At 66.3% G+C, this 808-nt stretch carries 1 protein-coding gene; it reads right to left on the reverse strand.

All coding sequences use genetic code 11. The annotated features are described in order from the left end of the window. Positions 1 to 7 precede the first annotated feature (7 nt). Positions 8 to 808 (reverse strand): IS30 family transposase (locus IE195_RS25985; RefSeq protein ID WP_191276423.1); only part of this gene is annotated, 801 nt, incomplete at its 5' end.

The raw sequence follows: 808 nt of genomic DNA on the forward strand, positions 1-808 counted from the left end.
CTTGGGGTCAAGTGGTTGTTGCAACGAGGAACTCGTTGAGGACCTCGGCCGGGGTAGCCCAGCCCAGGGTCTGACGAGGACGGCCGTTGAGCTCAGCGGCCACCCCGTCCAACCCCTCCTGAGACCAATCCCGAAAGTCAGTGCTGGACCGAGGAAAGTACTGGCGCAACAACCCGTTCGTGTTCTCATTCGAACCACGCTGCCAAGGCGAGTGCGGATCACAGAAGAACACCCTGCACCCGCTGGCCACAGTGAAATCAGCATGCCTGGCCATCTCCGACCCCTGATCCCAAGCCAACGACCGGCGCAGATGAGCCGGCAACCGGCCCGCCAGCCGTGTCAGCACCCCGATCACCTCAGCGCTGACCCACCCCTGAGGCAACGCCCCCAACATCACATACCGACTCGAACGCTCCACCAACGTCACGATCGCCGAGGACCCGCGGGCCCCGGCCACCAGATCACCTTCCCAATGCCCGGGCAGCGCACGGTCGTGCGCTTCGGCTGGACGGTCGCTGATATGGAACCCGGCCTCGTAGGCCCAGGGCTTGCGCGAGCGTGTGGCCGCCCCCGCCCGCGAGCGCGGCCGGCGGCCAGTGCGCCCGCTGCGCAACGCATCCTGACGGGCGATCTCCGCGCGCAAACTCCCCCGACCCTGCACGTACAGAGCCTGGTAGATGGTCTCGTGCGACACCCATACCTCCGGGAAATCGGGAAAGTCCACGCGTAACCGGGCCGCGATCTGGGTCGGGGACCAGTGCTGTTTCAACCCCTCCTGAACCAGGAAACGGGTGGTGGTCCCTGGGGC

The sequence above is a fragment of the Nocardiopsis terrae genome (assembly GCF_014651695.1).
GTDB lineage: Bacteria > Actinomycetota > Actinomycetes > Streptosporangiales > Streptosporangiaceae > Nocardiopsis > Nocardiopsis terrae.